Below are 22,431 nucleotides of genomic sequence, written 5' to 3'. Positions count from 1 at the left end.
TTCGCTCGTCTGGACCGGGCGATCCAACCCCACCTGCGGCCACGGCGTTCATCAGTGGTACGCGGGAACTACAAGCATCAACTCAGGAGTCAAGCATGTCCGACGTGCAAAAGGTCGTTCTCGCCTACTCCGGCGGCCTGGACACTTCAGTCATCGTCAAGTGGCTGCAGGAAACCTACAACTGTGAAGTCGTGACTTTCACAGCTGACCTCGGTCAGGGCGAGGAAGTCGAGCCGGCGCGTGCCAAGGCAGAAGCCCTCGGCGTGAAGGAGATCTACATCGAAGACCTGCGCGAGACCTTCGTCCGCGATTACGTCTTCCCGATGTTCCGTGCCAACGCCATCTATGAAGGCGAGTACCTGCTGGGCACCTCCATCGCACGTCCGCTGATCGCGCGTCGTCTGGTCGAGATCGCCAACGAGACCGGCGCCGACGCCATCTCTCACGGTGCGACCGGCAAGGGCAACGACCAGGTGCGTTTCGAGCTGGGCGCCTACGCGCTGAAGCCGGGCATCCAGGTCATCGCGCCGTGGCGTGAGTGGGACCTGAACTCCCGCGAGAAGTTGATGGAATACTGCGAGCAGCACGGTATCGAAGTCGACTACGCCAAGAACAAGAAGAAGTCTCCGTACTCCATGGACGCGAACCTTCTGCACATCTCCTATGAAGGTGGCGTGCTGGAAGACCCGTGGACCGAGTGCGAAGAAGAGATGTGGCGCTGGAGCGTCAGCCCGGAGCAGGCGCCGAATGACGCGACCTACATCGATCTGACCTACACCAAGGGCGACATCACTGCCATCGACGGCAAGGAAATGGCCGCTCACGAAGTGCTCGAGTACCTGAACAAGGTCGGCGGCGCCAACGGCATCGGCCGTCTCGACATCGTCGAGAACCGTTACGTCGGCATGAAGTCGCGTGGCTGCTACGAAACACCGGGCGGCACCATCATGATGCGTGCTCACCGTGCCATCGAATCCATCACTCTGGACCGCGAAGCGGCCCACCTGAAGGATGAGATGATGCCCAAGTACGCCGAGCTGGTGTACAACGGCTACTGGTGGAGCCCGGAGCGTCGCATGCTGCAGGCGGCCATCGATGAGTCCCAGAAGGTCGTCAACGGCGTCGTGCGTCTCAAGCTCTACAAGGGCAACGTGATCGTCGTCGGCCGTCAGTCCGAAGACTCGCTGTTCGATGCCTCCATCGCGACCTTCGAAGACGATGCGGGTGCCTACGACCAGAAAGATGCTGCCGGCTTCATCAAGCTGAACTCCCTGCGCCTGCGTATCGCGGCCAGCAAGGGACGTGGCATCGAGTAATCTCTGATCCGATAGCCTGATCTCGGAACACCATGACGCCGGCCCCTGCTGCAGCCATTCGCTGCCATAGGGGTCGGCGTCGTGCTATCCGGCTGTCGGTGCCACGTTATCCGGCTGTCGTACCGCGCTTTAGGCGGCCAGAGTCAGTCGCGCTGTCGGCTACCAGAGCCGGGCGCGCTTTCGTCTGATGAGGTGCTGCTCATCCAGGGCACGCATGGCGCTCAGGGGCTTTTCTGAGCGCTTTTCTCCCCCGTGGGTGCATGCGATGCTGACAGAAGCCCCTTTTCATTGTCATTTCTGCACGTATATCGCCGGCGTCTGTCATGGCGGCCGGCCAAGGAAGATGTCTCATGCTGGGTATGCTGAAGAAACTGTTTGCCGCAGGCGAGCCTGCGCCGGTCAAGGAACCGGAAGCCACCGAATACAAGGGCTATCTGATCGTGGCGATGCCGCAGAAGCACGATGGTCAATACCGGGTGTCGGGCGTGATCCGCAAGCCGGTGGAAGGCGGCGAGATGCTGGAGCACCGTTTCGAGCGCTCCGACACCGTGCCGGGCGAAGAGGGCGCCGTGGAGCTGACCCTGCTCAAGGCGAAGCGCACCATCGATGACCTGGGTGACAGCATCTTCGAGCGCTGATCGCCCCGGAGATGACCGCTGCGCACTCGCCCCCACCCTCAGGAGCACGCCCATGATCACGGTTCACCATCTGGAAAACTCGCGCTCGCAGCGCATCCTGTGGCTGCTGGAAGAGTTGAATCTTGAATACCGCCTGCAGACCTATGCCCGCGACAGCAACAGCATGCGTGCGCCCAAGGCGCTGAAGGAGATTCACCCGCTGGGCAAGGCGCCGATCATCACCGACACCACGCTGTCGGGGGAGAATGCCGAGCCGGTGGTGGTCGCCGAGTCCGGTGCGATCATCGAATACCTGATCGATCTGTACGCCGGCCAGGGCAGCGGCAGCACTGCCCACCTGCGCCCGCCCGCCGGCAGCCAGGCCGAGCGTGACTACCGCTTCTGGCTGCACTTCGCCGAAGGCTCGGCGATGCTGCCGCTGATGCTCAGGCTGGTGTTCTCGCGCCTCGACAAGCCGCCGGTGCCGTGGCTGGTGCGCCCGATCGCGCGCAAGCTGGCCAAGGGGGTGAATGACAGCTTCATCAGCCCGGAGATCAAGGCGCATCTCGCCTACATGGATACCTGTCTTGAGCATCGCCAGTGGCTTGCCGGCGACTCGCTGACCGGTGCCGATATCCAGATGAGCTTCCCGATCCAGGCGCTCGATGCGCGCCAGGGGCTCAAGAATCACCCGAACATCCAGGAATGGCTGGCCCGCATCCGTCAGCGCGAGGCCTTTCAGCGTGCCGTGGCCAAGGGTGGCGAGCTGGCGCTCTGACGCGCTGATGCTTTTGCGCTCTGAGGTGCTGATGTTCTGATGCGCTGATGCCTGGGCGAGCTGCGCAAATATCATATGGCTTGCGCATTTTTGCGCTATTGATGTGATCTAGACTTTCGTCGGGATTCTTTCGGCATTCGGGCTGTCACATCTGGACGTTATATCGATAGGTTCTGTTTTAGGTATCTAAGCTACAGTTAGTGCTTATTGACCTTAGGCGGGTGACAGCCGCCCAGTCACCAGGCTGGGCAGCGAAGCGCCAAGGACGCCAGGCACGACAGGCGGAAAAGCGCCGCAAGACAGAACATCAAGACAGAACGTCAAGACTGAACGTCATGACAGAGCGGCATGGCATAACAACAAGACAGAACAGAAGACCGTGAGCGATGCATCGGCAAGCGAGCAGGGAGTCCGCCGTGGTGCCGATGGATAAACAGGATGCAGGACAAGGAGTCGACCGGGGGCCTGGCATGGCACGCAAGAGTCTGCGTGAACAATCACTGGAACAAGCACTCCAGCAGATGGAACGCGACAAGGCTCGCCTTGAACGCCGACTAGCGGGGCTGGAAGAGAAACTGTCGACGACGCTCGACGGTACCGGCCTGCGCCTCTGGCAGCTCGAAGTGCCCAGCGGCAAGCTCACCATCTTCAACTATCGCTGGGGGCGCATGCTGGGCTATCAGCCCGGCGAGCTGAACGCCCATTTCGATGTCTGGCGTGAGCACCTGCACCCGGAAGACCGCGACGAAGTGCTCGCCAACCTCAATGATCACCTTGAGGGGCGCACCGAGGTCTATCAGGTCGTGCATCGCATGCTGGCCCGCGATGGCAGCATCACCTGGGTCGCCGACCGCGGGCGGGTGGTCGAACGCGATGAGCACGGCAATGCCCTGCGCCTGCTGGGCACGCATACCGACATCAGTCATGAGAAGGACTACGAATCGCGCCTCAATGCGCTGGCCAGCACCGATGCCCTGACGGGGCTTGCCAATCGTCAGGCCATCAACAGCTGGCATCAGCGACCGCTGGCCGATGACAGTGCCTTGATCTTCATCGACCTCGACGGCTTCAAGCAGGTCAATGACCAGTTCGGCCATCGTGCCGGCGACGAAGTGCTGGTGCTGGTCGCGCATGGCCTGAACGATGAGCTGCATCGACTGGGCATCCACCATCATCTCTCGGCGCGTTTCGGCGGCGATGAATTCCTCTTTCAGCTGCCCCGCATGTCACTGCCGCGTGTCGAACATATTGCCCGTCGCTGGCTGGAGCGCTTCGCGCATCCCCTCGAGATCAGCGGTGGCCTCGGCCGCATCGGCCTGAGCATCGGCATCTGCTTCGGGCGCGATGCCGACAATCGCTTCGGGCTGGCGCTGGAACGGGCCGATCAGGCGATGTACCGGGTCAAGCACCACGGCAAGCACGGCTTCAGGGTGCACGCGCCGGTGGAGCACTCTTCCTGCGAATACCAGGCCGGCGATTTCCAGGCCTCGAATCTGGAAGCCCCCGCCAGTCGCCTGCCTTCCTGGCTGCACCCACAGCCCGCGCCGACATCAAGGCCCGCGCCAGCCTCCCAGTCGCCGCCGAGGCAGCAGGCAGCTTCTGCCGGTACCGAGCCTGCCAGTGCTGAGTCTGCCGGTACTGAGCCAGCCGACACCGAGCCTGCCGATACCGAGCGTGGCGATAGCGTGTCTGCTGATTCCGAGTCTGCCGATGCCAGGGCCAAGGAGGAAAGGTGACTCGCATGACAAGCAAGCCCGCTTCCCGCTGGCTCCCGACATTCCAAGCCCCCCGCACGCGCAGGCGTCGGGGGGCTTTTGTCTTTCAGGCGCTCGACTGACGGGCGTGGCACAACGCTGCAGCGCGAATGCCATCATTTTCTGATATGACTATTGCATCCGGCAAAGTCGCGAACGACGCTGGGGAGGAACGGCAAGGCAGGATGAGTCGAGGCCCCCGAGCGTCATGGAAGCGTCGTGGCACAAGACAGGCATGAACGGCGGCCTCAAGTGCCGCCTTTATCAGCAGGGCGAGTGTCCTCAAGGAGAGAAGGATGAGTAGCAGCGAGTCTGGCCGACAGTTCATCAATCAGCCACGCCAGGTTGTCGGCGAGGCGCTGGAAGGCTGCGCACGACTGCGCCACCCGGATGGCAGTGGCGTGCGGCTGTCAGACCCCGCCAGTGGCATGCGCCTGGTGGTACGCGATGACTGGGCGCGTGATCAGGTCGCGCTGATTTCCGGTGGCGGCTCGGGGCATGAACCCGCGCATGCAGGCTTCGTCGGCGCGGGCATGCTGACGGCTGCCGTGTGTGGTGAGCTGTTCGCCTCGCCGACGGTGGACGCCGTGCTGGCGGCGATCCGCGAAGTGACCGGTGAGGCCGGGGCCTTGCTGATCGTCAAGAACTACACCGGCGATCGCCTCAACTTCGGGCTGGCGGCCGAGCGGGCGCGTCAGGAAGGCTTCAAGGTCGAGATGGTCATCGTCGCCGACGACGTGGCGCTGCCCGACAACCCGCAGCCACGCGGGCTGGCCGGCACGCTGCTGGTGCACAAGGTCACCGGTGCGCTGGCGGCCCGTGGGGCGGGCCTCAAGGAAATCACCGCCGTCGCACGGCGCGTCGCCGACAGTTGCTCGACCCTGGGCGTGGCCTTCAATGTCGGCCGCCATCCCGGCAAGCCGCGTGAGCAACGCGCACCGGAATTGGGGCTGGGCATTCACGGCGAGCCGGGCGCCATGGCGCTCGAGCTTGGCAGCGACTCGGACACCCACGGCGTGCATGCGATCATGGATACCGTGGTCACGGCGCTGGTGCAGGGTCATTCGCGCAAGGATGTCGGCGGCGACCTGCCGGCCAGCGGCCATCTGCTGCTGATCAATGATCTGGGCGGTTGCTCGGCGCTGGAACGCAGCCTGCTGCTGGAAGAGGCGCTGACACATCCGTCGCTGCAGGCGCTGGGCATCCATGCCGTGGTCGGCCCGCAACCGCTGATGACCTCGCTGGACATGCACGGCTTCTCGCTGACGCTGCTACCGCTGGATAGCCTGCTGGAAGATGCGCTCAGCGCCAGCTGCGCACCGGTGGCCTGGCCGGGTGTGCAGCCGGTCACGCCACTGGCGCACTTCTCGCCGAGCCAGGACGCCGTCAGAACGGCCAGTGATGAAGCCTCGGATGCCAGACGTGCCCAGGCCAAGGCCGACTGCCAGGAGCGTGCCGCCCGTGGCGTGAAATCACGTGCCGGCCTGCCGGGCGATCCGCAGGTCGAGCAACGCCTGCGCGCGGCACTGGAAATCCTGCTTGCCAGCGAGGCGGACCTTGACCGCCTCGATGCCATCAGCGGTGATGGCGATACCGGCAGCACCTTCGCCAGCGGTGCGCGTGCGGTGATCGAGGCGCTGGAAGACTGTGAGCTGGCGTGTGGCGATTCCGGTGAGCTGATGACCACCATCGGCAAGCAGCTGGCCCACGGCATGGGCGGCTCCAGTGGTGTGCTGCTCTCGACGCTGTTCACCGCCGCCGCCACCCGCTGGAAGGAGCAGTCGGACGCGAATGGCCAGGCACCGCTGGGCCAGCGCTGGCACGATGCCCTGAGCCACGGCGTCGCCCGCATGCAGCATTACGGCGGCGCGTCACGCGGTGACCGCAGCCTGCTGGATGCGCTGCTGCCGGCGTTGGAGGCGCTGCAGGCATCGGTGCAGTCTGATCAGCAGGGTGATCAGTCAGCCTCGCCGGCCGAGAGCCAGCAGGAGAGGCGTGTCGACTGGGCCGCGATGGCACGCGCCGCCCGTCAGGGCGCGGATGCCACCGCCGAGATGGCCAAGGCACGGGCCGGGCGCTCCGCCTACGTGCCTTCCGCCCATCTGGTCGGCAACAGTGACCCGGGTGCGGAAGCCGTGGCGCGTGTCTTCGAAGCGCTGGCCGATGCCGCCGAGGAAGCGGCGGGCTGATGTGATTGACCGGCTGAGCTGGTTGATCCGAATGACTCGTGTCTGAGCTCTCCAGCCCCCAAAAGCTCTAAAACCAAAGCCCCATAAACCAAAAGGCCCGCCCCATGAACCTCGTGTTCAGGGGCGGGCCTTTTTGCATCATGTGGCAAGCGGTCAGGCGACTTTCTGACGTGTCGGCAGGCGAATCAGGCGGGTGGCGATGGCGGTGCCCAGCAGAGTGATGCCCATGCCGGTGAGGATGCGCGCATCGATCACCTCATCGAGCAGCATGTTGCCCCATAGCAGCGCGCTGACCGGTACCAGGAAGGTCACCGAGGTGGTCGCGGTGGCGCCGGCACTGGCCAGCAGACGGAAGAAGATCAGGAAGGCGAGGCTGGTGCTGAGTACCGCCAGTGCGATCGCGCTGCCCCAGGCTTCCAGGCTGACGCTGGCTGTCGGCCACATCCACAGGCCCGGAATCAGCAACAGCAGGGACGACATCAGCGAGCTGCCCGCGGCCAGTACCGGCGCCGGCAGGTGAATCAGGCGCTGGCGCGAGAAGTTGGAGGCGAAGCCGTAGTAGAAGGTCGCGCCGAGGGCGGCGAGGATGAACCAGCCGTCGCCGCCGAGCTGGAAGTCGAGGCGATCGCTCGACAGCACATAGACACCGCTGAAGGCCACGGCCAGGCCGAGATACTGCTGCTTCTGGATCGGCGTGGCGAACAGCGCCATGCCCAGCAGCGCGGTGAACAGCGGCGTGGTGGCATTGATCAGCGAGGTGAAGCCGGCCTCCAGCTGGGTGGTGGCCAGCGCCAGCAGGCAGAAGGGCAGCGCCTGACTGGTCAGTCCCAGCACCGCAAGTGGGCCCTTGTGCTCCCACAGCATCCTGAGGCGTCCCGCGCCCAGCAGCAGCGGGGCCAGTACCAGCGCACCAATGCCCATGCGCAGCAGTATCAGAGTGGTCGGGCCGAATTCCGGCGCGGCCACGCGCATGAAGATGAAAGACATGCCCCACAGGGTGGACAGCAGGACAAGACGCAAGGCATCGCTGGCGGACATGGTGTTCTCGACGTGGCGTGTGAAAGGCAGTCCGCTAGGCTAGCCCCTCATGCGCGTCACGGGAAGCACGACCTTGTACCTGTCGCTCTTCTTTCCCAGATCCAGATCCAGCCCGCTGGCCTCAGGCGGAGGGTATCGCACCGCGCTGGATGGCGGCGATATCGCGGGCGGCGCGCTCGAGTGCCGGCAGATGCTTGAGCATGTCCTCGCGCGACTGGCGCATCACCGGTGCCTGGATCGCCACGCCGATGTTGGAGGGCCCATCGGGATTGGGCGCCAGCACCGCGATGCACACCAGACCGGGCAGGAATTCCTCATCATCCAGCGCGAAGCCCTGCTGGCGGACCTGCTCGATCTCGGCCTCGACGGACTCGATGTCGGTCAGGGTATTGCGCGTCATCGCGTTCAGTGGCGTGCCGGTCAGCAGGCGGCGGCGCTGGGCGGGCGGCATCTGGGCCAGAAACAGCTTGCCGCTGGCGGAGCAATGCACCGGCACCCGGGAACCGGGATGCAGATAGAAGCGCAGCGGGGCCTGGGTCTCGACGCGGTCCAGATACAGCACCTCGCTGCCGGACAGTGCCGTGATGTTGCAGCTCTCGCCGACCTCTTCCATCAGCCGGTTGAGCACGCCGTGGCGGGCACCCTGCACGGTGTCGTTGAGCAGCAGGTTCTCCGCCAGACGGCGCAGGCGGCTGCCCTTGCTGTAATGGCGGTTGTCCGCCTCGCGCTGCAGCATGCCGCTGCCTTCCAGCTGCTGCAGCATACGGTGCAGCGTCGGTTTGGGCAGGCCGGTCTCTTCCACCAGTCCCTGCAGGGTGAAGAACTGGTCCTTGGCGGCGATCACTTCCAGCAGCGCCAGCAGACGCTGGGCGGGCGTATCGCCTTCTATCTTGCTGCCTTCCTTGCTGGTGTCCCTGTCAGCGTCCTTGCGATCACGCGGCAGGCTCGCCTGGGGCTGGGTGGCACTGTTCATGGGCTATTCCCTCCTTCAATCCGTGCGCTGGGCAGTGTGGCGCCGAAACGCTCGGCCCGTCAGTGCCTTGCGTTGCTGTGCCTACTTTAACAGTACTCCATTCATCGAAAGAAGTTTCTAAAAAAGGAGTGTTTTTGATCATTTTCCGAAATCGGGCTTGACGGACCGCGCGGCGAGGGCTAATTTTGGTCACATGTTTCGGTAATCGGAACTAAATGTATCAATAAACATAAAATTTAGAGTTGGAGACGCCATGAGCACTCAAGACAGCGCAGACAATCGCAAGGTCGTGCAGGGCAAGCAGAAGATGACCCCTTCCGAGGCCTTCGTGGAAACCATGGTCGCCAATGGCGTCACCGACATGTTCGGCATCATGGGCTCCGCCTTCATGGATGCGATGGACATCTTCGCCCCGGCCGGCATTCGCCTCATTCCGGTGGTGCATGAGCAGGGCGCTGCCCACATGGCCGACGGCTATGCTCGCGTTTCCGGCCGTCACGGCATGGTCATCGGCCAGAACGGCCCGGGCATCTCCAACTGCGTCACCGGCATCGCGGCCGCTTACTGGGCGCACAGCCCGGTGGTCATCGTCACGCCGGAAGCCGGCACCACCGGCATCGGCCTGGGCGGCTTCCAGGAATGCAAGCAGCTGCCGATGTTCCAGGAATTCACCAAGTACCAGGGCCACGTGACCCACCCGTCGCGCATGGCGGAATACACCGGTCGCTGCTTCGACCGCGCCATGTCCGAGATGGGCCCGACCCAGCTCAACATTCCGCGTGACTACTTCTACGGCGAGATCGAATGCGAGATTCCGCTGCCGGCACGTGTCGACCGCGGCCCGGGTGGCAGCAAGAGTCTGGATGAGGCAGCCGAGCTGCTGGCCAGCGCCAAGTTCCCGGTCATCGTTTCCGGTGGCGGTGTGGTGATGGCCGATGGCGTCGAGGAGTGCAAGGCACTGGCAGAGCGTCTCGGCGCGCCGGTGGTCAACAGCTACCAGCACAACGATTCCTTCCCGGCCAGCCACCCGCTGTGGTGTGGTCCGCTCGGTTATCAGGGCTCCAAGGCGGGCATGAAGCTGATCTCCCAGGCCGATGTCGTCATCGCGCTGGGCACGCGCCTCGGGCCGTTCGGTACCCTGCCGCAGCACGGCATGGACTACTGGCCGAAGGACGCGAAGATCATCCAGATCGACGCCGACCACAAGATGCTGGGCCTGGTGAAGAAGATCTCCGTCGGCATCTGCGGCGATGCGCGTGAAGCGGCCATCGCCCTGACCGAGCGCCTGTCCGGTCGCAATCTGGAATGCGATGCCTCCAAGGATTCGCGTCTGACCCAGATTCGTGAAGAGAAGGCCGCCTGGGAAGCCGAGCTGGATGCCTGGACCCACGAGAAGGACGCCTTCAGCCTCGACGCCATCGAAGAAGCCAAGGACGAGAAGCCGTTCTCCGGCGGCGAATACCTGCACCCGCGTCAGGTACTGCGCGAGCTGGAAAAGGCCATGCCGGAAGATGTCATGGTCTCCACCGACATCGGCAACATCAATTCCGTGGCCCACAGCTACCTGCGCTTCGATCGTCCGCGCAGCTTCTTCGCCCCGATGAGCTTCGGCAACTGCGGCTACGCGCTGCCGACCATCATGGGTGCCAAGACTGCCGCGCCGGAACGTCCGGCCATCGCCTATGCCGGTGACGGCGCCTGGGGCATGAGCCTGATGGAAATCATGACCGCCGTGCGTCACGACATTCCGGTCACCGCCGTCGTCTTCCACAACCGTCAGTGGGGCGCCGAGAAGAAGAACCAGGTCGAGTTCTACAACCGTCGCTTCGTCGCCGGTGAGCTGGACAACGAAAGCTTCGCCGAGATCGCGCGCTCCATGGGGGCCGAAGGCATCACCGTCGACCGTCTGGAAGACGTGGGCCCGGCCCTCAAGAAAGCCATCGACATGCAGATGAACGAAGGCAAGACCTGCGTCATCGAGGTGATGTGTACTCGCGAACTGGGCGACCCGTTCCGCCGCGACGCCCTCAAGAAGCCGGTGCGTCTGCTCGAGAAGTATCAGGATTACGTGTAACGCCCATCGCTGATCGCGCTGTGCAGGTCATGGATGGCAGCGCGATGAAGCGGGTGTAGCGCGACGCGCAAGCAGGACTGGAACTCTCCCTTGCCCCGGCCATTTCAGATGTCCGGGGCTTTTTGGATGTGTCGGCTGCCTGCAAGGGCAGCGAGGAGACAGACATGAAGGCACTCAACAACATTCTGGCGCGGGCCAAGGCAGACCCGCGTCGTATCGTGCTCTGCGAAGGGCAGGACATGCGGGTGGTGCAGGCGGCGGTGAGCGCGGCGGAGCAGGGCCTGGCGCAGGTGATGGTGGTCGGTGACCCCATCGTCATCGCCGCCACCGCCAGAGAAGCCGGGCTTGAGGATCAGGCGTTGGCACGGCTCGAGCTGATCGACCCCGTCACCTCCGAGCACACCGCCAGGCTTGCCGAGGCGCTGCACGCGCATCGCGCGGCCAAGGGCATGACGGCGGAGCAGGCCGCCGAGAAGATTCGTGATCCGCTGACGTTCGCCAACATGCTGGTGCGCGAAGGGCTGGCGGATGGCTCGGTGGCCGGCGCCGTGCTCACCACTGCCGATGTGGTGCGCACCGCCATTCAACTGCTGGGGCTGGCGCCGGGCAGCAAGCTGGTCTCCAGCTTCTTTCTGATGATGCTGTGCAAGCCGTTCCACAACCTGAAGGGCGGCATGATCTTCTCGGACTGCGGGCTGGTGATCGACCCCGATGCCGAGGAGCTGTCGCAGATCGCGCTGGCCGCCGCCGACAGCGCCCAGGCTCTGCTGGGGGAAGACCCACGGGTGGCGATGCTGTCGTTCTCCACCAATGGCAGCGCGCATCACGCCTCGGTGGACAAGGTGGTACAGGCCGCGCATCGGGTACGCGAGCAACGCCCGGATATCGCCATCGATGAAGACGTGCAGCTCGACGCCGCCATCGTGGCGGAAATCGCCGAGCGCAAGCTGCCCACTTCCCGCGTCAAAGGCGCCTCCAACGTGCTGGTGTTCCCCAATCTGGAAGCCGGCAACATCGGCTACAAGCTCGCCGAGCGCATCGGCGGCGCAGAAGCCATCGGCCCGCTGCTCCAGGGCCTCGCCAAACCCGCCAACGACCTCTCGCGCGGCTGCTCCACCGCCGACATCCTCAATGTCATTGCGGTCACTGTTGTCCAGGCACAGCAGCGCTCCCCGCAAGACTGAATTTCTCCTTTTTCCTTCTGCTAGCCGCCCACGGCAGATTAGGCAGGCGAAAGTCTGCCTATTAAAAGCTTCTGACTTATATTGTAATTGTTATTGATTGTTTTTTGAACTAATATGCCTCTTTAAGTTTGTCTGCAAGTTGACCGGAGTCTCTATATGGATAAGGTGTATCACTATACAAGTCAAGCTGGATTGATTGGTATGCTAAGTTCTGGCGCTGTGTGGTGTACTAATTCAAATTATTTAAATGATTCTACAGAATTTTCGAATTTAATAGATAAAGCAAGATATGTTTCTGGGGAACTTTATGCAAATGAAGATTATTATGAAACTTTTGCATGGTTTGTAAGAGAAGAATTGGGCTCATTGCTAATAGAAGATTTCTATGTGTCGTCTTTTAGTGAATGTCCAGACTTGTTAAGCCAATGGAGAGGATACTGCCCTAAAGGGAGTGGCTACTGTTTGGGATTTGATCGTAAACTTATCGAAAGTTATTGCATAAATAATAATTTTAGATTTGAGAAGTGTGTGTATAGCAATAGAGCTAGAGAGGCAGCTATAGCTGAGCTGTTTGATATAGCCCTTGAGAGTTTTCCTAAGCAAAATATAAGTATTGAAGAGTTTAACGCTTTAGATTTTAAAGAGCAGTTAGACCATATGCTTGTTTATCGAGATGAAGTGCTAAGCAATAAATCTGATGTGGCGCATGAAGTTGTTCGAAATTTAAGTCATAGCCTACTAGAGTTAGCATGTAGGTTTAAGCATGAAAGTTTTCATGAAGAAGCTGAGTGGCGAATTGTAGCTAATAAAACTGATCAGAATTTGTGTTTTAGAGATGGCGCTTCATATGTGATTCCATATATAGTGCTTGATATACTGAAAAGTAATAAAGCGGCGCTTAGAGAAGTAATTGTAGGGCCAAATCCTAGCCAGCTTCGAGCACGATCTTCCGTAGAAATATTGCTAAAAGAAAATGGATATAGCAATACCCTCGTCCGGGGGTCAAATATACCCTATAATTATTGGTAGTGTTAAATTTTCGAATTCTATGAGTATTATTTCTATTTTTATGGAAGATTAAAGTGCTTGATGATATTAAGAAATTATTGCTAAATATAGCTAATCGTTCTGCGGATGATTTTACTGGCTTAGGGATAGTAGTTTATAATGATATATTAAATGTTCCTATTTTTCCTCTGCATAAAAATAGCTTAATTACAAGTTCTTCTGATGTAGAGAGCTTTTTGCTGAGTATTTCTAAAAAGACCGACATATTCCATGATGGCTTTCATTTTCTTTCTAGCAATTTAACTTTAACACATATCTCATATTATTTTTCACCCCCTATAGTTAATGGGTTAGAGATTAAAAGGGTAGGTATTGGGGGGAGGTATATGGCAGCAATTTTTGGCTCATGCTTAAGTGATGTTTATTTAACTGGCATTGTGACTGAAAGCAAGCGAGTTGTATTGTTTGTAGATGGGGTGGAGATTTATTACAAGGAGGTAAAATGATCGGACTAGTCTCTATACAAAGAGTTGTTGTTTTAGTGGCAGTTTTTTATAGTATTGTAGTAGCTGTCATTGTAAGTTTTCTAGGTAGTGGTAATGATGTTTTTGAACATATATTATGGTCATTAAAAGCAGCCTTTCTTCTGAATTTATTTATACTTATTTTAGCTCACTTTGTTTGGAGGAAGTTATGGAAAGGGTTTCCGATACTTAATAAGATCTTGTTTCCAGATCTTAATGGTAACTGGAGCATGCAAATACATTGGAGCTATGAAGGAAATAGTGGCACTGTGAACGCTAGGGCGGTTATAAAGCAAACCCTTTTCAATATGAGTATGTCCGTGTCTTCAAATGGTTCCGATTCAGATACTTTACTTGTGGTGCCTAAGAAAGAATTAGAGTCAAGTGGTGTGCAGCTGTATTACGTATACCGAGTTATACCTAAGCATAAGGATGGCAAGTCTGATTCTGCATACAATGGTACTTCAATTTTGAGGATAAAAAGTAAGAATTTTGATAGGCTTGAAGGAAATTATTATACGGACAAGTCAACAAAAGGATATTATACATTAATTAGAGAGTGAGTTTGAAGGTGTGTGGTTTTTGCATTAGCGATTTTTATAATCGATGATGCCGACACGCCAGCGCCATGTGATAGACGATTTCATCGGCGAGGGCGTTGTCGAGGGTGCGTTCGAGGTCGATGATCAGCTGGTTGGGGTAGTAGGCGCTGAGATCCAGCCCGACGCCGAGGCCGAGGATGGCCTGGCGGCCGGAGCGGGTCTGTTGCGCGACGACCTGCTTGAGGTGGCTGTCGAGGTACTGTTCATCATTGGCCATGTTGGTGGCGCTGTCACAGGGGCTGCCATCGGAGATGACGACCAGTAGACGGCGCGCGCCTTCGTCGGCAGGAGTGTTGTCCGCGAGACGTGAGCAGGCCCATTGCACGGCTTCGCCATCCACGCCTTCGCGGTAGAGATCGGCCTTGAGCAGGGCGCCGAAGTTGCGGCGCGCACGGCGCCACGCTAGTGAGGCGGGCTTGAAGACCAGATACTGCACTTCATTCAGGCGACCCGGACGTGCGGGCTTGCCGGCGCGTCGCCAGTCCTTCAGGGCGCGACCGCCATTCCAGGCGCCAGTGGTGAAGCCGAGCACCTCGGTGGGCACACCGGCCATGTCGAGCGCGCGGGTGAGTATCTCGATCAGCATCGCCACCGCCTCGCCATGCACCTTCATCGAACCGGAGCAGTCGATCAGGAAACTGACCTGCGCACTGGCCTCGGGCACCCAGCGCTCGCGCTGGAAGACCCGCCGCTCGGCCGGCGAGGAAATCACCTGACTCAGCCGCCGCCCATCGATGATTCCTTCCTCCTCCCCGAAGTGCCATCCCTCACGCTGAGGCGAGCTGAAATGGCGCGCCAGCTGACGTGCCAGGCGCCGCACGTTGATCTTCTGCTCCGCCAGACGCGTATCCAGCGCCTGACGATACTCATCGAGCAGGGCCGCGCGCATGCGCCTGGCCGGTTCCAGCTCGCGGTCATAGGCCGTGGTGAACACCTGATAGGGCAGCAATTCCTCCGGCGCGCCACGCCGATGACTCGGCAGCTGCGATGCCGCCTGCTCCTCGAGCAGACTCGCTTCCTCATCCTCGTTTTCCAGAAACAGCGCGAAGCGATGACTGGCCTCTGACTCGTCATCCTCCTCGCCGTCCTGCTCCTCCAGTGATTCGGCCAGTTCCTGCTCCAGCCACAGGCTGATGTTCAGCGCATGCTGCTGATAGGCCGCCTGATCGAAACGCGTGCGTCTCAGCCCCGCCATGTCTGCGCCCAGCGCCTGATAGAAGGAGGCGCGCGTCGTCTCGATGTAATCCTCCGTCTCGTGGATCACCGCACAGGCCATCAGGCGCGACCAGCACGACTGGATGACGCTGTAGATGAGGATGCCGCTGCTCGTCTCGGTCAGGCCCGCGTGATAGAAGGCCAGGCACCAGTCGGTGAAGCGCCGCGCCAGATTCTCCTTCACGCCGGGCATGTCAGGGTCGACCAGCGCCTCGACGCGCAGCTGCTCCAGCAGGTCATAGATCAGGCGGGTTTCCGGCAGCGCCGGACGCGCCGCCAGATGCAGCGCCTCGTCGGTGTGGATCAGGCGCAGCGCGATGGCATCGCTGACCGCGCGATAGTTGTCGAGCGTGCAGTCATCTTCCTCAAGGCGCAGATGCGGCGTGCGCAATGGCAGCGCCTGAGCATGCCGACTCAGACGCCGCCCCCGATAGGCCCAGCCGGCCTGACCGCTGAGTGCCCCGAGACTCGCAGCCGAGAGCTCCTCGAGATACTGCTGACGACGGCGTACCTGCTGGGCCGCACTCATGCCCGGGCTCCCTTGTCGCTGTCCTGCTCATCCATCAGGTCGCTCTCCATCAGCGCCGCGGATTCCTCAAGTTCCTTTGCGAAACAGCGCTGATAGAACTCGGCGACCAGCGGGCGCTCATGCTCATCGCACTTGTTGAGGTAGGAGAGCCGGAAGGCCAGCGCCGGATTGCGGAATATCTCGCAGTTCTCCGCCCAGGTGATCACGGTACGCGGCGACATCAGGCTCGACAGGTCGCCATTGGCGAAGCCCTTACGGGTGAGGTCGGCCACCGCGACCATTGCGCGAATCAGGGCGCGGCCCCGCTCGTTGTCCTTGGCGGGCACACGCGCCAGCACGATCTTCACCTCTTCTTCACGCGGCAGGTAATCCAGCTTGGCGACGATGTTCCAGCGGTCGATCTGCGCATGGTTGAGCAGCTGGGTGCCGTGATAGAGCCCATCCTGATTGCCAAGCCCGACGGTATTGGCGGTGGCGAACAGCCGGAACTGCGGATGCGGGCGAATCACGCGGTTCTGGTCGAGCAGCGTGAAGTGGCCGTCGCGCTCCAGAATGCGCTGGATGACGAACATCACGTCCGGGCGGCCGGCATCGTACTCATCGAAGATCAGCGCGATGGGGCGGGTCAGCGACCAGGGGACGATGCCTTCCTGGAATTCGGTGACCTGCACGCCGTCGCGAATCACGATGGCGTCCTTACCGACCAAGTCCAGCCGGCTGACATGGCCATCGAGATTGACGCGCAGGCACGGCCAGTTGAGGCGCGCGGCGATCTGCTCGATATGGGTCGATTTGCCGGTGCCGTGCAGGCCCTGAACCATCACGCGGCGGTTGTTGGTGAAGCCGGCGAGGATGGCGAGGGTGACATCGGGATTGAAGCGATAGGCGTGGTCGATTTCCGGCACGTGGGCGTCGCGCTCCACGAATACCGGCACCTTGAGGTCGCTGTCGATGCCGAACAGCTCGCGCACGCCGCGCAGCTCAGTGGGCTGCAACTGACCGGCGGGCAGCGGCTGCTCGGCAGAGGCGGCGGGGCCTGCATCGCTGGCAGGGCTTGTATCGCTGCTGGAAGGCGTCAAGGTGGCGTCGCTCACGGGGTGTCTCCCTCGTCATTCTTGTTGGTGGCTGCCCGGTGTACCTGTCGCGGGGAGACAGGCAAACCGGGCGGCGGCAATGCTGTGAATATAGCTTTGTTTCTAAAAATAATGCAAATCGTATCGAAATATGAGATTTGTGATTATTCATTCCCCGCAGGAGCAAGGCAGATGAGCGATACCCTGATCATTGGTGGCGGCGTTATGGGCATGATGATGGCGTGGCAGCTGGCCGAGGCCGGCCAGACGGTCACGCTGCTGGAGCGCGGCCAGTGCGGGCGCGAGGCATCGTGGGCCGGTGGCGGCATCGTCTCGCCGCTGTATCCGTGGCGCTATTCGAGCGCCATCTCGTCACTGTCACGCTGGTCAGAAGGCGAGTACCCCAGGCTTGCCGAGGCGCTCAAGGACGCCACCGGCATCGATCCCGAATACCGCCAGAAGGGTCTGATCTACCTGCGGGTCGAGGATGAGGCGCTGGCGCTGGACTGGGCGCGTACCCAGTACAAGCCGCTGGAGGTGATCGAGCGTGAGGTGCTCTACGCGCGCGAGCCGCATCTGGTCAGTGGCCATCAGCAGGCGCTGTGGATGCCGACGCTCGGCAGCATCCGCAATCCGCGTCTCGGTCAGGCCCTGCGTGCGCGTCTGCTGGCGCATCCGCGTATCCGGGTGCGTGAAGAGTGCGAGGTCACGCAGCTGGTGCTTGCCACGCCATCGCGTGTCACGGGCGTCCGGCTTGTTGATGAGACCGTCAGCGCAGACAACGTCGTGGTGTGTGGCGGCGCCTGGAGTGGCAGGCTGCTCGCCGCCGCCGGCGTACTGCTGCCGGTGCGCCCGGTGAAGGGTCAGATGATGGTATTCAATCCGGTGACGGCGGGGCTTTGCAGTGAGGATGCGCCGCTGCTGTCGCGGGTGGTGCTGTGCGATGGCCGCTACGTGATTCCGCGCGCCGATGGGCGGATTCTGATCGGCTCGACCCTGGAGCATCAGGACTTCGACAAGTCCACCACCGCGCAGGCGCGCGAGTCTTTGCATGCCAGCGCCGCGAGCATTCTGCCGGCGCTGGGTGAGCTGGCGCCGGAGCATCACTGGGCCGGCCTGCGTCCGGGCACGCCGGATGGCACGCCCTTCATCGGCGCGGTGCCGGGGCTTGATGGCCTCTACGTGAATGCCGGTCACTACCGCAATGGCCTGGTGCTGGCGCCCGCCGCCACGCGCCTGCTCAGTGACATCCTGCTCGGGCGCGAGAGCTTCATGTCAGCGGAGGCCTTCACGCCACCGGGCGTGGCTGCGCCCACGGCCCTCGCAGGCTGAGTCGCCCGAGGGCGGCGATTGGACGGCCTTGGTACCGCATCAGCGCGGCGCGATGGGACCAGTTGGCACCAGGGCAGCCCCCTTGGTGCCAACTGGCCCAATCGGTGGCCGCCAACTGGTGCTAAAGGGCGGTGCGAGTGTCGGCGTAGTCTCGGGTCATGGCGCAGCGCTTGCTGCCGCTCATCTGCTTAACAACAAGCCCAACAACAAGACTGCGGAGCCCGACCCATGACTCACCAAGCCACCATCGAACTGCTGACCGCCTTCTGTGATGCCCTCAACCGTCACGACATCGACGACTGCCTGTCGATGATGACCGATGACTGCGAATTCCTCGCCATCGCCGGGCCGGAACTCGAAGGCAAGACCTTCGCCGGTCAGGACGCCGTACGTGCAGGCCTCTCCGCTGCCTGGCAGAACGCGCCGGATGCCCAGTGGATCGACGCGGAAATCTTCGCCGATGGCGAGCGTGGCTTCGTCATCAGCACCTACACCGGCACCACCGCCGATGGCGCGCGCAGCGAAGCGCGCATGATCGACGCCTTCACGCTGCGTGACGGCAAGATCGCGATCAAGAATGCCTTCCGCAAGAACCGTCCGCCCGTCAACGTCTGAGCGCCAGCGGCGCACCGATCAGGGAAGAGGTTTCTGAAGCTGTCTTTGCCCCGGGGGAAGCACGTCATGGCGTCAGGTCATGGCGTGCACCCCGTGGGTGAGAGGAGGTGTTCGAGATGGAAACTATCGTGCAGCACGGCGCCCGGCCGTCGGACATGGGCAACGAATCAGAGCAGCGCCCGGCCACTCAGGCCTCGCGGCCGTATGACCCGGCCTACGACCCGCTGGTGAGTGCCACCCCCGGCGAAGGGCGTGACTACGCGCCGACCTACTGGGTCGCCACCGCCGGCGAGCCGCCGGCAGACGATGGCCCGGTGATGGGCGATATCGACGCCGATGTGGTGATCGTCGGCTCCGGCTTCACGGGGCTGACCGCCGCCATCGTGCTGGCCGAGAAGTACGGCATCAAGGCCACCGTGCTGGAGGCCAATCGGGTCAGCTGGGGCTGTTCGACCCGCAATGGCGGTCAGGCGCAGTGCGCCACCGGTCGCCTCAAGCGCTCGCAGTGGATCGAGCGTTACGGCCTCGAGGCCGCCCACGGCCTGCACCGCGAGTGCGTCGAGGGCATGGAGAATTTCAAGGAACTGATCAAGGGCATCGACTGCGATCCGCAGCCGGGCGGCCATCTGTATATCGCCCACCGCGAACGCATGATGCCGGGGCTGGAGAAGGAAGCGCGCCTGTTGCGCGAGACCTTCAATTACGATGCCCGAATCATCGATGGCGCCACGGTGCGCAACGAGTGGGTCGGTGATGAAGAGGCCTGCGGTGCGATGCACGAACCGGAAGGCATCGGCGTGCACCCGGGCAAGTTGGCCTTCGGCTATCTGCGCAAGGCGCGCCGCCTGGGCGTCAAGGTGCACCCGGCAAGTCCGGTGGAGAGCTGGGAGACCCGCGATGGCGTGCACTATCTGACGACGCCGGGTGGCGTGGTCAAGGCGCGCTCGGTGGGCATGGCCACCGGCGGCTACACCTCCGGCAAGCTGCACCCGGAGCTCGACAAGCGCCTGATGCCGGTGCTCTCCAACTCGCTGGTGACGCGCCCGCTGACGGCGCAGGAAATCGAGGCGACCCGCTTCCATACCCATCAGGTACTCACCGACACCCGCGTGCTGCGCCACTACTATCGCCTGCTGCCGGACAATCGCCTGCAGATCGGCAGTCGCAGTGCCGTCTCGGGGCGTGATGCGCCCAAGGCGCAATACGAGCAGCTGCTGATCGCCGACATGCATCGCAAGTTCCCTGCGCTGAGCGGCATCGAGGTCGATTACTCCTGGTGGGGCTGGGTGGATGTCAGCCACGACATGATGCCGCGCATCCATCAGCCGGACCCCAAGCAGAGCATCTATTACGCCATGGGCTATGGCGGCAACGGCGTGATGTATTCCGCCCAGGCGGGCAAGCGCCTCGCCCAGTGGATCGCCAGGGACGCGGCGGATCTCGTGCTGCCGATCTTCCAGTCACGCCTGCCGTATCCCAATGTGCTCAACAAGGTCGAATCCCCGCTGTTCGCACCGTTCCGCCGCACCGGCCAGCGTTGCCTGTATCGCTGGTACGCGATGAAGGATGAAGCGCAATAGAATGTGACTCGCCACTGATGCCACGATGACCCGGATGCTCCCGCATTGATCGCGCTTCATGATCGGTGCGGGAGCATATTTGTTATCTAGAAGATAATCGTTGCGAGTTATCGTTGCTTGGGAGAGGGCAGGGTTTGCCTCAGCCATGGCCGATACGGCGGCTCGCCTCGCCTCTCATCTCCTCGCAAGGATCAGGCTAGCTGGCGCGCTGCCGACGTGATGGGCCGTGGGGCGTAGGCAGGGCGGGCTGAGGGGGTAACGGCTGTGCTTGTGCTTCCGGTGCGTCCGTCTCCGGTGCTTCTGTCTCCGGTGCTTCAGTCTCTGCAACCGCAACTGACGGCGCCTCCTCCATCGCCAGCGGCACCAGCGCGGCCAGTTTGAGGATGCCGGCTTCGATGCGTGATTCCGGAATCGCCGAAAATCCGAGGCGGAAGTAGTGGCGGTGGCTGCTGCGATCGCAGAAGAAGTGCAGGTCACCGACCTCGATCAGGATGCTCTGCTCGCGGGCGAGGGCGGCCAGGCGGTGGGCATTCAGGCTCTTCGGGCCGTGCATCCAGAAGCAGGAGCCGCCGTAGGTGGCCGGCGTGCTCATCATCGGCAGATGGCGCTGGATGGCGTCACGCATCAGCAGGAAGCGCCGCTGCATCACCTGGTGCATCTGATTGATCAGGCTGTCGTGATAGCCCCGCGCGATGAACAGCCCCACCGCACGCTGATTGTTGGTCGGCGGATGGCGCAGCATCAGGCGGCGCAGGGCGCGGGCCTCTCGAATCAGGGTCGGGTGCGCGACCATGTAGCCCAGGCGCAGACCGGGGGCGAGGGTCTTGGAGAGGCTGCCGACATAGATGACGCGCTTGTGGCGGTCGAGGCTCTTGAGCGCGGGTGTCGGGTTGTCGGCGTAGTTGCTCTCGCTCTCGTAGTCGTCCTCGATGATCAGGAAGTTGCCGGTCTCGGCCATGTCCAGCAGCTGGCGGCGACGCTCCAGCGGCAGGGTGATGGTCGTCGGCGACTGGTGGCTGGGCGTGACATACACCAGGCGGCAGTCCTTGAGCGATTCCAGCGGCTGCATGCCCTTGTCGTCGATGGGCAGCAGCTGGATGTCATCGGTGAAGGTGCTGGCGATGTTGTACATGTCGACGTAGCCGGGGTTCTCCATCGCGAAGCGCTGGCCCTGCTTGAGCAGCAGCATGCAGCTGATCCACAGCGCCTGCTGCGTGCCCACCGTGATCAGGATTTCCTCCGGGCTTGCCCAGACGCCGCGACGGGGCAGCAACCGCTGGTGGATCTGCTCGATCAGCAGCGGGTCGTCATTGTTGAGGTGGTCCACCGACCAGCTGCGAATCGACGGCACGCTCATCGAGTCGCGGCTGCATTCGCGCCAGTGCTGGGTGGGGAAGAATTCCGGGTCCAGCTGGCCATAGAGGAAGGGGTAGTCGTACTGGTGCCAGTCGCCGGGCTTCTCGATGGCGCGCTGCTCAGAGGGCTTGAAGGCCAGCCGCTCATCCCAGTCGAGGCTGTCGGCCTCGATGTCATTGAGGCGCACCGGCGTGTCGGCGCGACCCTTGAGAATCTCGGGATTGATGAAGTAACCACTGCGCTCGCGGGCGATCAGAAAGCCGTCTTCCAGCAGCTGCTCATAGGCCAGCATCACGGTATTGCGCGCGACATTCAGCTCGCGGGCCAGCTTGCGACTGGAGGGCAGCGCGACATCACGTGGCAGATGGCCTTCGAGAATCGCCTGGGAAATCTGCTCGCGAATCTGGAATTGCAGGCTTTCCTTGCGCGAGGAATCGAGGTGAAACAGCGGGTGGCTCATGCGTGTTCTCTATTGTTTTCGCGAGCGTGTCGTCACGAGGACTTTCCAGCGGAAGTGCCCGTTTTATATGCATTTTCTGTACCTGATTGCCCCGCGGTGCGCCATCAGTGAGTGGCGCGCGGGACACTATCTGCCCTGAGGTGGCAGCCACCGGTACGGCTTCATTGAGGCAGACCCCCGTCGGGAGAGCAATAGCCAGCCGGGACTGGCCCCA

18 protein-coding genes are annotated in these 22,431 nt (G+C 61.7%); 13 read left to right on the top strand and 5 right to left on the bottom strand.

Translation table 11 applies throughout. The features are described 5' to 3' along the window. Positions 1-50 precede the first annotated feature (50 nt). From AOG28_RS04915 to AOG28_RS04895, 5 genes are all read left to right on the top strand, one after another. Positions 51-1,316, top strand: coding sequence for an argininosuccinate synthase (locus AOG28_RS04915; RefSeq protein WP_225348161.1), 1,266 nt, complete (start codon positions 51-53; stop codon positions 1,314-1,316). 350 nt (positions 1,317-1,666) lie between these two features. Next, the gene (locus AOG28_RS04910) at positions 1,667-1,954 is read left to right on the top strand and encodes an HlyU family transcriptional regulator (RefSeq protein WP_306424366.1); all 288 of its coding nucleotides are present in this window, start codon (positions 1,667-1,669) and stop codon (positions 1,952-1,954) included. 52 nt (positions 1,955-2,006) lie between these two features. Then, the gene (locus AOG28_RS04905) at positions 2,007-2,711 is read left to right on the top strand and encodes a glutathione S-transferase (protein WP_054555526.1); all 705 of its coding nucleotides are present in this window, start codon (positions 2,007-2,009) and stop codon (positions 2,709-2,711) included. Positions 2,712-3,181: 470 nt separating this feature from the next. Further along, positions 3,182-4,447 (top strand): sensor domain-containing diguanylate cyclase, encoded by a 1,266-nt coding sequence (locus AOG28_RS04900; protein ID WP_082388279.1) that lies wholly within the window; start codon positions 3,182-3,184, stop codon positions 4,445-4,447. 314 nt (positions 4,448-4,761) lie between these two features. Next, complete coding sequence (locus tag AOG28_RS04895) at positions 4,762-6,654, top strand: dihydroxyacetone kinase subunit DhaK (protein ID WP_054555525.1); 1,893 nt, start codon at positions 4,762-4,764, stop codon at positions 6,652-6,654. 153 nt (positions 6,655-6,807) lie between these two features. Here the strand turns inward: AOG28_RS04895 and AOG28_RS04890 are convergent, their stop codons facing one another. Next, positions 6,808-7,692 carry a DMT family transporter gene (locus AOG28_RS04890; protein ID WP_054555524.1) on the bottom strand — a complete coding sequence of 295 codons (885 nt, stop codon included), beginning with the start codon at positions 7,690-7,692 and terminating at the stop codon, positions 6,808-6,810. Between the two features lie 121 nt (positions 7,693-7,813). Continuing rightward, positions 7,814-8,665: an IclR family transcriptional regulator gene (locus tag AOG28_RS04885; RefSeq protein ID WP_082388278.1), complete on the bottom strand. Its 852-nt coding sequence runs from the start codon at positions 8,663-8,665 to the stop codon at positions 7,814-7,816. Positions 8,666-8,918: 253 nt separating this feature from the next. Here AOG28_RS04885 and xsc point away from each other — a divergent pair, with 253 nt between their 5' ends. The 5 genes from xsc (at position 8,919) to AOG28_RS18105 (ending at position 14,018) form a co-directional block, all read left to right on the top strand. Next, positions 8,919-10,739 carry a sulfoacetaldehyde acetyltransferase gene (gene xsc / locus AOG28_RS04880; RefSeq protein WP_235506947.1) on the top strand — a complete coding sequence of 607 codons (1,821 nt, stop codon included), beginning with the start codon at positions 8,919-8,921 and terminating at the stop codon, positions 10,737-10,739. A gap of 164 nt (positions 10,740-10,903) precedes the next feature. After that, a complete protein-coding gene (pta, locus tag AOG28_RS04875; protein WP_054555523.1) occupies positions 10,904-11,923 on the top strand; it encodes a phosphate acetyltransferase in 1,020 nt (339 codons plus the stop codon). A 156-nt stretch (positions 11,924-12,079) separates the two neighbouring features. Next, positions 12,080-12,952: a DUF2971 domain-containing protein gene (locus AOG28_RS17605; RefSeq protein ID WP_082388276.1), complete on the top strand. Its 873-nt coding sequence runs from the start codon at positions 12,080-12,082 to the stop codon at positions 12,950-12,952. A gap of 53 nt (positions 12,953-13,005) precedes the next feature. Then, complete coding sequence (locus tag AOG28_RS18110; RefSeq protein ID WP_152965334.1) at positions 13,006-13,437, top strand: hypothetical protein; 432 nt, start codon at positions 13,006-13,008, stop codon at positions 13,435-13,437. Beyond that, positions 13,434-14,018: a hypothetical protein gene (locus AOG28_RS18105; RefSeq protein WP_152965333.1), complete on the top strand. Its 585-nt coding sequence runs from the start codon at positions 13,434-13,436 to the stop codon at positions 14,016-14,018. The genes AOG28_RS18110 and AOG28_RS18105 overlap by 4 nt, the downstream gene beginning before the upstream one ends. Before the next feature lie 34 nt (positions 14,019-14,052). Here AOG28_RS18105 and AOG28_RS04870 read toward each other — a convergent pair whose 3' ends face one another. Continuing rightward, complete coding sequence (locus tag AOG28_RS04870; RefSeq protein ID WP_054555522.1) at positions 14,053-15,801, bottom strand: cobaltochelatase CobT-related protein; 1,749 nt, start codon at positions 15,799-15,801, stop codon at positions 14,053-14,055. After that, positions 15,798-16,895 carry an AAA family ATPase gene (locus AOG28_RS04865; RefSeq protein WP_235506946.1) on the bottom strand — a complete coding sequence of 366 codons (1,098 nt, stop codon included), beginning with the start codon at positions 16,893-16,895 and terminating at the stop codon, positions 15,798-15,800. The genes AOG28_RS04870 and AOG28_RS04865 overlap by 4 nt, the downstream gene beginning before the upstream one ends. Positions 16,896-17,066: 171 nt before the next feature. Here AOG28_RS04865 and thiO point away from each other — a divergent pair, with 171 nt between their 5' ends. The 3 genes from thiO to AOG28_RS04850 all read left to right on the top strand — a co-directional run bounded on the left by thiO (position 17,067) and on the right by AOG28_RS04850 (position 20,401). Continuing rightward, positions 17,067-18,206 carry a glycine oxidase ThiO gene (gene thiO, locus AOG28_RS04860; RefSeq protein WP_054555521.1) on the top strand — a complete coding sequence of 380 codons (1,140 nt, stop codon included), beginning with the start codon at positions 17,067-17,069 and terminating at the stop codon, positions 18,204-18,206. Positions 18,207-18,434: 228 nt separating this feature from the next. Further along, positions 18,435-18,821: a nuclear transport factor 2 family protein gene (locus tag AOG28_RS04855; protein ID WP_054555520.1), complete on the top strand. Its 387-nt coding sequence runs from the start codon at positions 18,435-18,437 to the stop codon at positions 18,819-18,821. Positions 18,822-18,937: 116 nt separating this feature from the next. Continuing rightward, on the top strand, positions 18,938-20,401 hold the full coding sequence (locus tag AOG28_RS04850) for an NAD(P)/FAD-dependent oxidoreductase (RefSeq protein ID WP_200906737.1): 1,464 nt from the start codon (positions 18,938-18,940) through the stop codon (positions 20,399-20,401). Between the two features lie 196 nt (positions 20,402-20,597). Here the strand turns inward: AOG28_RS04850 and pdxR are convergent, their stop codons facing one another. Further along, positions 20,598-22,217, bottom strand: a complete 1,620-nt coding sequence (gene pdxR, locus AOG28_RS04845) for a MocR-like pyridoxine biosynthesis transcription factor PdxR (RefSeq protein WP_082388274.1) — start codon at positions 22,215-22,217, stop codon at positions 20,598-20,600. Between the last annotated feature and the right edge of the window lie 214 nt (positions 22,218-22,431).

It is taken from the genome of Cobetia sp. UCD-24C, from assembly GCF_001306765.1.
In the GTDB taxonomy this organism is placed as follows: domain Bacteria; phylum Pseudomonadota; class Gammaproteobacteria; order Pseudomonadales; family Halomonadaceae; genus Cobetia; species Cobetia amphilecti.
The sequence above is the reverse complement of the archived record's forward strand: the minus strand, read 5'-3'. Positions and strand labels throughout refer to the sequence as shown.

Bases quoted from the DNA above. Each gene is read 5' to 3' on its own strand.
- AOG28_RS04910 (WP_306424366.1), top strand. From the start codon at position 1,667: ATGCTGGGTATGCTGAAGAAACTGTTTGCCGCAGGCGAGCCTGCGCCG.
- AOG28_RS04905 (WP_054555526.1), top strand. From the start codon at position 2,007: ATGATCACGGTTCACCATCTGGAAAACTCGCGCTCGCAGCGCATCCTG.
- AOG28_RS04900 (WP_082388279.1), top strand. From the start codon at position 3,182: ATGGCACGCAAGAGTCTGCGTGAACAATCACTGGAACAAGCACTCCAG.
- AOG28_RS04895 (WP_054555525.1), top strand. From the start codon at position 4,762: ATGAGTAGCAGCGAGTCTGGCCGACAGTTCATCAATCAGCCACGCCAG.
- AOG28_RS04890 (WP_054555524.1), bottom strand. From the start codon at position 7,692: ATGTCCGCCAGCGATGCCTTGCGTCTTGTCCTGCTGTCCACCCTGTGG.
- AOG28_RS04885 (WP_082388278.1), bottom strand. From the start codon at position 8,665: ATGAACAGTGCCACCCAGCCCCAGGCGAGCCTGCCGCGTGATCGCAAG.
- xsc (WP_235506947.1), top strand. From the start codon at position 8,919: ATGAGCACTCAAGACAGCGCAGACAATCGCAAGGTCGTGCAGGGCAAG.
- pta (WP_054555523.1), top strand. From the start codon at position 10,904: ATGAAGGCACTCAACAACATTCTGGCGCGGGCCAAGGCAGACCCGCGT.
- AOG28_RS17605 (WP_082388276.1), top strand. From the start codon at position 12,080: ATGGATAAGGTGTATCACTATACAAGTCAAGCTGGATTGATTGGTATG.
- AOG28_RS18105 (WP_152965333.1), top strand. From the start codon at position 13,434: ATGATCGGACTAGTCTCTATACAAAGAGTTGTTGTTTTAGTGGCAGTT.
- AOG28_RS04870 (WP_054555522.1), bottom strand. From the start codon at position 15,801: ATGAGTGCGGCCCAGCAGGTACGCCGTCGTCAGCAGTATCTCGAGGAG.
- thiO (WP_054555521.1), top strand. From the start codon at position 17,067: ATGAGCGATACCCTGATCATTGGTGGCGGCGTTATGGGCATGATGATG.
- AOG28_RS04855 (WP_054555520.1), top strand. From the start codon at position 18,435: ATGACTCACCAAGCCACCATCGAACTGCTGACCGCCTTCTGTGATGCC.
- AOG28_RS04850 (WP_200906737.1), top strand. From the start codon at position 18,938: ATGGAAACTATCGTGCAGCACGGCGCCCGGCCGTCGGACATGGGCAAC.
- pdxR (WP_082388274.1), bottom strand. From the start codon at position 22,217: ATGAGCCACCCGCTGTTTCACCTCGATTCCTCGCGCAAGGAAAGCCTG.